This is a genomic window from Alkalihalobacterium sp. APHAB7, from assembly GCF_048323755.1.
Lineage (GTDB): Bacteria > Bacillota > Bacilli > Bacillales > Bacillaceae_F > Alkalihalobacterium.
In genome coordinates, this window is the sequence record NZ_JBLWFS010000013.1 from 97,614 (window position 1) to 106,228 (window position 8,615).

General features: G+C 37.3%; 7 protein-coding genes and 1 rRNA gene. All 8 read right to left on the bottom strand.

Annotation, left to right across the window (positions count from 1 at the left end):
- Positions 1-26: 26 nt before the first annotated feature.
- On the bottom strand, positions 27-1,469 hold the full coding sequence (locus ACNSTQ_RS14070) for a carbon starvation protein A (protein ID WP_418200447.1): 1,443 nt from the start codon (positions 1,467-1,469) through the stop codon (positions 27-29).
- Positions 1,470-1,608: 139 nt separating this feature from the next.
- Positions 1,609-2,340: a LytR/AlgR family response regulator transcription factor gene (locus ACNSTQ_RS14075; protein WP_418200448.1), complete on the bottom strand. Its 732-nt coding sequence runs from the start codon at positions 2,338-2,340 to the stop codon at positions 1,609-1,611.
- A 14-nt stretch (positions 2,341-2,354) separates the two neighbouring features.
- Positions 2,355-4,094: a LytS/YhcK type 5TM receptor domain-containing protein gene (locus tag ACNSTQ_RS14080; RefSeq protein ID WP_418200449.1), complete on the bottom strand. Its 1,740-nt coding sequence runs from the start codon at positions 4,092-4,094 to the stop codon at positions 2,355-2,357.
- 464 nt (positions 4,095-4,558) lie between these two features.
- Complete coding sequence (locus ACNSTQ_RS14085) at positions 4,559-5,776, bottom strand: NupC/NupG family nucleoside CNT transporter (RefSeq protein WP_418200450.1); 1,218 nt, start codon at positions 5,774-5,776, stop codon at positions 4,559-4,561.
- Positions 5,777-6,129: 353 nt separating this feature from the next.
- A complete protein-coding gene (locus ACNSTQ_RS14090) occupies positions 6,130-6,507 on the bottom strand; it encodes a spore coat protein (protein WP_418200451.1) in 378 nt (125 codons plus the stop codon).
- Between the two features lie 337 nt (positions 6,508-6,844).
- Complete coding sequence (locus tag ACNSTQ_RS14095) at positions 6,845-7,237, bottom strand: thiol-disulfide oxidoreductase DCC family protein (RefSeq protein ID WP_418200452.1); 393 nt, start codon at positions 7,235-7,237, stop codon at positions 6,845-6,847.
- 110 nt (positions 7,238-7,347) lie between these two features.
- Entirely contained in the window at positions 7,348-8,196 is an 849-nt protein-coding gene (locus ACNSTQ_RS14100) for an MBL fold metallo-hydrolase (RefSeq protein WP_418200457.1), read from the bottom strand.
- Positions 8,197-8,498: 302 nt separating this feature from the next.
- Positions 8,499-8,615: ribosomal RNA gene (locus ACNSTQ_RS14105) — 23S ribosomal RNA — on the bottom strand; the annotation flags it as partial.

Below are 8,615 nucleotides of genomic sequence, written 5' to 3' on the forward strand. Positions count from 1 at the left end.
AGTGGTCTCTATAAATCCATAATAAATTATGCTGCGATCTTCTCATCAGCATCAATTTTAAATTCAGCTTCAGCGCGGTTTAACTTTAACTTATAAGCAAACAATGCAAGAATAATTATTGTACCGATAGCTGCTGCTACATACGATGTTGTCATTGGTAAACCAAATCCGATTGGTGCACTAAAGATAAACGTAAGTGCAACCATCGTCATGAATGTCGCAGGGATCGTTGCCACCCAGTGGAATTTATACTGAATAGCTAAATACATTGCTCCAACGAATAAAGCAATCGCACTAATTGCCGCATTGGTTACACCAAAGTATCTCCATAGTAATGTGAAATCCATGTTCGTTAAGATAAAGGAGATCACGAATAACGGTAAAGCAATCCATAAACGACTGAAGATCTTGATTTGTGGCAAGTTAATATATTCAGCGATAATCATACGAGCTGAACGGAACGCTGTATCTCCAGATGTAATTGGCAATACGATAACACCAAGTACAGCTAACGTACCACCAATTGCACCTAGTAATGTAAATGCAACTTCACTTACAACTAGACCCGCACCACCTGTAGCGATTAATTCACTTAAATCTTGTCCGTAGAAAAGACTCATTGCTGCGGCTGCCCAAATCATTGCAATAATACCTTCAACAATCATCATACCGTAAAAAACTTTACGGCCATTTTGTTCATTTTGCAGTGTTCTTGAAATAATCGGTGACTGTGTCGCGTGGAACCCAGAAATGGCACCACATGCGATTGTAATCATCAATAATGGGAAGATTGCTGCTCCTGAAGGGTGCATGTTTTGTAATGTTAATTCAGGAATTGGTGCACCTGTTACAATCAGCATCCCACCTATACCAATTGCACTAATTAAGAGAAGTGCTCCTAAAAACGGATAGATTCTTCCGATAATTTTATCAACAGGTAACAACGTTGCGATAATGTAGTAAACAAAGATTGCACCTGTAATAATTCCTAAAGCGATAACGCCATCCATTAAGCTAAATAATAGACCAGCAGGTGCCGTTACGAAAACGGTTCCCACTAATAGTAAAAGAAGAACAGCGACTGCATTAACGATATGCTTCATACCCGTTCCTAAAAACTTACCAGCAAGTTGTGGCAAATGTGCTCCTTTATTGCGGATGGAAATCATTCCTGTTAAATAATCGTGAACAGCTCCCGCAAAAATAGCCCCAACGACGATCCAGATAAAAGCAACTGGACCATAAAGTGCACCCATGATTGGACCAAAAATCGGACCGACCCCAGCAATGTTTAAGAGCTGAATTAATGAGTTACGATTGGTTCCCATTGGAATGTAGTCTACTCCATCTTTCATACTATAAGCAGGTGTTTGTCGTGCTGATTTCACACCGAAAATTCTTTCTATTAACTTTCCGTACGTATAATAACCGATAATTAAAAGTGCAATAGCGATTAAAAATGTAAACATTTAGAACACCTCTTTCTGTTTTGAATGCGTTTTCATTATGTTATTATTCTAGCATCTTTGAACAAATTGTGACGAAAATCTGTTCAACATGTCGAAAGAGGATGTTAACATGCATTTATTTTAGCTCAAATGGTAATATTTAAAGCTCTAAACGCTCTCTTAGCGATCTTACATAGTTCCGACTAACAGGGATCTCATCTTCCTTTCCTTCCACTTTCAGTTGATAGGCACCATTAAACCATGGGATGAGCTCTTCAATTTTATCGAGATTTACTAAGTAACTTTTGTGGGTTCTAAAGAACGGATATCCTTTCAATTTTTCCTCTAATTCTTTAATCGGTGTTTTTAAACTGAATTTCCGATCTTTTGTACAAATAATTGTCTCTCGTTCCTCACGATATAAATAAATAATTTCAGTTGGAGATACGTATACAATCCGCCCTTCATCTTCTACTGCTAATCTTCCAATCGGACTGACCTGATCTGTTTTTTCCTCTCTATTTAAACGTTCCTTCACCCTCTTCATTGTTTCAAGAAGTTGCGCTTCATCAAATGGCTTAAGTAAATAATCCACTGCGTCGACACGAAACGCTTTTGCCGCGTAATTCGGGTAAGCAGTAGCAAAGATGATGAGTGGTGTCTTCTTCATATTTTGAATCGCGCGTGCTAAATCTAAACCTGAGATTTGTGGCATTTCAATATCGATAAACGCAATGTCAGGTTCTTTTGTCATTATCATTTCAAGCCCTTTTTCACCAGAGTCGGCTTCAGCGATGATTTCAACATCAATATAACTTTGTAATAAATATTTTAGCTCATCACGACTTAAAGGCTCATCATCTATAATTATGGTCTTCATTTTTATAGTCATTTTCTTTGGTTTCCTCACTTTTTTCCTATTGTAAACGATATACTTGTCCCTTGATTGACGGTACTTTCGACTTGCAGTGACGCTCTGTCTCCATACATCATTTGCAATCGACGATTTAAGTTATAAAGTCCAATCCCGGTCCCAGTTTCAGAGGCAATACCTTCTTGTCCTAACTGTAGTTGCCGCTCTTCTGTCATGCCGATACCGTTATCTTGAACTGTAATCATTACATTCTCATGAATTTTTTGGATACGAATTAAAATAAAACTATCATCTGTCAATTGTTTTACCCCATGCTTGATTGCATTTTCTACAATCGGCTGTAAAGTCATTGGCGGCACTTTGTAATGAAGTACACCTTCGTCAATGTCATATAAAATCGTTAGCTTATCAGCAAACCTTGCTTCTTCGATCGATAAATAAGCTCTAACGTGATTTAATTCATCTTCTAGTGTCGCTTCTGTTGCTGTCGTTCCAGCTAAATTTTGTCTGAAGAAGTGCGAAAGAGAGATCAGTAGTTTCCTTGCCTTCATTGGATCGATTCGGATAAGCGCAACAATAGTGTTTAACGCATTAAATAAAAAGTGAGGACTAACTTGTGCTTGCAAAGCTTTAATTTCAGCCTGTTTAGCAAGCTCTAAATGTCGTTCCACTTCTGATAACTCCAGTTGATGACTTAACAATGTAGAAAGACCTTTACTTAACTCAATGATCATTGGGGAGATTTGTTTTTCTGACTTAAAGTAAAATTTGATCGTACCGATTGTTTCTTCCTTTAATTTGAGTGGAGCAATCACTGCTGCCTGAAGAGGACAATCGTTATGTTTACATTGTATTTCCCATGAATGAGCGATTACGAGTCGACCTTCCCGTAAAACTCGCTGCGTTGCTTCTGTTTTTATTTGTTCAGTCGATAAGTGATGATCTTCCCCTTCACCGACAAAAGCTAACACATTTTCTTTGTTAGTAACCGAAACAGCATCTGCATCAATTTCCTTCAGCAAGATTTCACACGTCGGTTGTGCTGTTTCCTTAGATAAGCCACTTCGTAAATATTTTAAAGTTAAATCGGCAAGTTTAAGTGCCTTTTGGGCTTGAAGCGAGCCTCTCTTTTCTTCTTCGTGAATGACATTACGTATTATTAAAATAAAAATTGCTGTTCCAATTCCATTGGCAATAATCATTGGAATACCAATACTTTCAACAAGTCTTAGTGCTTGCTCATAAGGCCTTGCTATGACTAAAATTAATGCCATTTGAACAGTTTCTGCTCCCATTCCGACGATAAGAGCTATTTTAGTGGAAACGATATTATTATGTTCTTTCGTTTTCTTATAAAAATAACCAGCAATTAAGCCTGATATTATGGCTGATAAACCGCAAGCTAGCCCTGTAAAACCACCTAATAGGAACCGATGGACACCAGCAATAATTCCAGCCCCTAACCCAACTGACCAGCCACCGAGCAGGCCAGCTACAACGACACCAATTACTCGATAATTAGCAATAGCTTCGCTTTCCCCGACATCAAGAACGGTGCGGCTGTATGTTGCATCAGAAACATTAATCGTGATACCCGAATAGGTTCCGATAATACCAAATAATCCAAAGATAACAATTACAGCCATTTTGTGTGACTTGGATATTTCTTGCTTTTCAATTAGATGACGAACAAACTTTAAACGCGTCAAAACAAATGCTACAGCAATAATAATGCCAAGTCTCTCGAGCATGACAAATAAAAGTTCCCACATAGTCGTAACCCCTATAAAATCAATTGTTCATTTGCTATAAAATAGTATACACTTGTTTGTTGCATATTTCTAAATAATGAAATCATTCAATTATCTGACATACAAATTCCACCCATGCTCGTTAGTATGAGTAAATTGAAAGGTCATTTCTTCATGTTTTTTCAATGTTCATATGATCAGTAATGTACATTCATTAGTTATTATTCCTTTTTCCTTTAGCTTGTATGTTAAATAGCGGTAATTATAATAAAGTGATAAAAAGATAAATAACCTCCAAATCGTATCAATATTAATGACACAACGATTTGAAGGTTTTTGTCCCTGTTTAAAAAAGGCTGTTTTCATATACTTTGTTGCTTTGGGACCGTTTATAGCTTCGCGCTTTGCTAGAAGAGCCAACCATCGGCTTGGCTTACGGTCCAAAAGCAAAGAGCAACAATCTTTGAGAAAAGAGCCTTATAAAATTAGAGTAACATTCCAGCAATAGCAGCGCTTAATAATGAAGCTAAAGCCCCTGCTAATACAGCACGTAGACCAAAGCGAGCAATATCACTGCGACGGTCTGGTGCTAGTCCACCCAGCCCTCCTAAAAGAATTGCCATTGAACTTAAGTTGGCAAATCCACAAAGCGCAAAACTAACAACGGCAACGGTTTTTTCTGTTAATTGTGGAATTTCAGGGGCAAAAGATGCATAAGCTACGAACTCATTTAACACAAGTTTTTGTCCGATAAAACTTCCAGCTGCTAATGCTTCCGACCATGGAACCCCAACTGCAAATGCGACCGGTGCAAAAAGAACTCCCAAGATCATATCCAGTGTTAGCCCTTCGAACCCAAACCAACCACCGACACCGCTTAATATACCGTTTATTAAGGCAATTAAAGCGATAAAAGCCAGTAGCATCGCACCAACGTTAAGAGCTAACTGAAGACCTACACCAGCCCCGCGCGCTGCTGCGTCAATGATGTTGGCTGCTTCAGGATCTTTCTCGATCTTAACATCCTCTGTTGTTTTAACCGTTTCTGTTTCTGGCATTATCATTTTTGCCATAATGAGACCTGCTGGTGCTGCCATAAAGCTAGCCGCTAACAAATATTCTAACGGTACGCCTAATAATGAATAACCGATTAAAACGGATCCAGCTACTGACGCAAGTCCACCAGTCATAACAGCAAATAATTCGGAATTCGTCATCTTACTTAAGTAAGGACGCACAACAAGAGGTGCTTCCGTTTGACCAACAAATATATTAGCTGCCGCTGACATGGATTCAGCTTTACTAGTCCCTAAAACTTTAGAAAGTGCTCCACCAATTAATAAAATAAGCCATTGCATAACGCCCATATAATAAAGTACAGATATAAGTGCTGAAAAGAAAATAATAACGGTTAACACTTGGAATGCAAAGATAAACCCGATATTCGCCTCTTCTACAAATAAACCACCGAATAAAAAGTCAATTCCTTCATTAGCATAGCCTATGATATCTGTTACCCTTAAGGTTAACCATTGAAGTGCCGCTCGACCCATGTCCCATTTTAATACGATAAAAGCAAATGTAAGCTGGATCGCTAAGCCCCCAAGAATCGTTTGTAATTTAATTGCTTTACGATTCGTTGAGAAAAGAAACGCGATCAAAAAAACAGTAATAATTCCAAAAATACCCCATAAAAAATTCATAGAACACTACCTTTCCAATCTTTTCATAATAACTTAACTTACTAGATTTTCATTTCATTTAATTACAGGTTCCTGAAAACCTATAAAACGGTTACAAACACGTTTTATAAGAATCGTTGAGTTTATGTAGAAATTGTAAAAGCACTATAGTTGTTCGCCCCTCCTAAACATGAGCATTAGAAATACTGATAATAAAATCATGATGTAAGATGTCTGACATCCTACCACCGTGACTATTATAAAGGGTTATTTTTTATTAGTAAATAGCTATTTTGAGATAATTTTAAACAACTAGATTTGTATATAATGTGGAAAAGACTGACCTGATAAGTCAGCCTTTTCCAAAAAAACACTTATAGAATATCTAATTCAGCTAGTAACGCGACTAAAACTTGAAGCAGAACTTGAATGTTTGCAGCGATTTGTGTATCTGTTGTTGTTACATCAACGTTTTGTGAACCATCAATAACGATTTTTTGTACCGTTTGTTGTTTAATTTTTGACGTTTGTAACAACTCTTGCGTAATCGTATCAGCTGTAGTGCTATCTGCAATGGCAATGTTAACAATTAACGCAATTACAGCTTGTAAAGAAGCTTGTAAAGAGATTGCCGCTTTCGTATCTGTTGTATTTACTGTAACATCACATGAATTCAAGATGTGAATTAACTCCTCAGAGCTTTGAATTTCTTTATTTACATTTGCAGCTTCTAATTCAATTTGGTTACTCATAAAGATAGCTCCTCCTTTACTTCGTGATAGTTTACCTTATGTTAAATGTCCAGGAATGGTATGGACAGCTGCACAAGGCACCTGCTGATTTTTTACAAGGAGCTGATGAAATCTATTTAATTTCTTTTTCTGTAAACGATAACATACGTTTTGAAAACCATTTTAGAAAATTTACTAATAAAAAAAAACCATTCTATGGTGAATGAGTTTCCAGGATACCATTGAGTCTAATAATAAAATAGAGTTTACGTATGAATTAAATTATCTAAGGCCTTCTCTAAATCAGTAAACTGGAATTCAAACTTATTTTTACTCATTCAATCAGGCCCTTCCCTTTTTAATCTAGAAATCTCTTTCGTTGTTCCGGTGTTGGCAGCATACAACTGTCTCTTAGACCAAACCAGCGATATCGATTTTGGGCGACAAAATTGTAGACAATGTCTCTCATAAGTGTTGGAATGATACGGAAAATAATAAATGCCTTCCAGAATCCATCTAAATGCTGACAAACACGTAATGCAGCACTCGATTTGATATAAGACCTGTCATTGTCAATTAGAACAAACGTACTCATATCGTGAGGTAAAGCATATTCTTCTAATAATTTTTTCCCAATATCACTTTGAAGGGAAGCAAATTTGAAATAACCACGTCGATCTCTTTTTATAATAAATTGAACACTATAATGACAAAAGTTACAAGCCCCATCAAATAAAACGATTCCGCTCATCACGGTCACCTCTAGCTATAAGTTAGTAAAAATACACCTATAGTTTAACATATTTTCCCGATCAAAATAAAAAACACTCCTCATTAAAGGAGTGAGTTATTCTTAACTCGCTAATGTTTATGATGTTGTCCTACATACTTTCCGTATTCAGGAACAGCAATATGCCCAAAATCATCTGCAAGCAACTTTAAATTTCTTGAAAGTTCCTCACCCACCATTGGTAATCCATGTCCGGTAATCGCAAGAGAAGGCTTTAATGCTTCTAACTTCTTAACTGACTCCCAAGCTGACTTCCAGTCGGGTGTGAAATAACTAGGAGGCCCGCTAATTTCCTTTTCCTGGGTAAGAACAGCATATAATGATTCTTGTTTAACAGTTACAAAAGCATCCCCTACAATTAGCGCTCCGTCTTCATCTCTAAAATAGGAAACATGACCAGGCGTATGACCAGGCGTATGTACCCAGCAGAAACCCTCCATTTCAGGAACAGTTCCGTTTGATGACAACGGTTGCACATGATTACCTAAGTTAATGGGCTCGTTCGGGAAAATAGACGACATTTTTGCAATCATACCACCTTCAACTGTTGGGTCAGGGTCAGGATAACTTTGCTTGCCTGTAAGAAAAGGCAATTCTAATGGATGAGCATAGACTGTCACCTTCCAATGCTTTACCAACTCCAAAATAGCACCAACATGATCAAAATGACCATGAGTTAAAAAGATGGCCTTTGGACGACCGTTTACCCCAAACCGTTCTTCAATCGCAGCAATAATTTCATCTGCTGATCCAGGCATCCCCGCATCAACTAAGACAAAATCATCGGCATTAGAATGTCCGACTAAACAAATATTTACGATACGTACGTTGTAACTATACAAATCAGGCAGAATTTCTAATCCTTGACCGCTAGTTCTTGATATAGCTGGAATAGGCTTATAATCAGTCCCATATGTCATAGGTTGTTGTTCCATATTGATTTCCTCTTTTCTCTCTACTTATCATATCAACTCTAATATTTAACTTTCGACCATGAATTATGTAACCAATAATTAGTTTTCTATTTAGGAAGAGGAATTTTCTGTTATCTAACATCCATTATTTTTAACAAGCATGTAATTTATATAGGATTGCATCGAAAACAATCAACAGAAGTATAAACAAATTGAAACAACGTAAAAAAGCACAATCCCCTGAGGATTGTGCTTCTGTGATTCCCTCAAAACTGGATAATGGCTAGATGAATTCAATGCTTTATTATTTGGATAAGTCCTCGACCGATTAGTATCTCTCAGCTCCACGTGTCGCCACGCTTCCACCCGAGACCTATCAACCTCATCATCTCTAAGGGGTCTTACTTACTTAACGTAATGGGAAA

Coding starts and splice junctions, on each gene's coding strand:
- ACNSTQ_RS14070 (WP_418200447.1), bottom strand. CDS start 1,469: ATGTTTACATTTTTAATCGCTATTGCACTTTTAATTATCGGTTATTAT.
- ACNSTQ_RS14075 (WP_418200448.1), bottom strand. CDS start 2,340: ATGACTATAAAAATGAAGACCATAATTATAGATGATGAGCCTTTAAGT.
- ACNSTQ_RS14080 (WP_418200449.1), bottom strand. CDS start 4,094: ATGTGGGAACTTTTATTTGTCATGCTCGAGAGACTTGGCATTATTATT.
- ACNSTQ_RS14085 (WP_418200450.1), bottom strand. CDS start 5,776: ATGAATTTTTTATGGGGTATTTTTGGAATTATTACTGTTTTTTTGATC.
- ACNSTQ_RS14090 (WP_418200451.1), bottom strand. CDS start 6,507: ATGAGTAACCAAATTGAATTAGAAGCTGCAAATGTAAATAAAGAAATT.
- ACNSTQ_RS14095 (WP_418200452.1), bottom strand. CDS start 7,237: ATGAGCGGAATCGTTTTATTTGATGGGGCTTGTAACTTTTGTCATTAT.
- ACNSTQ_RS14100 (WP_418200457.1), bottom strand. CDS start 8,196: ATGACATATGGGACTGATTATAAGCCTATTCCAGCTATATCAAGAACT.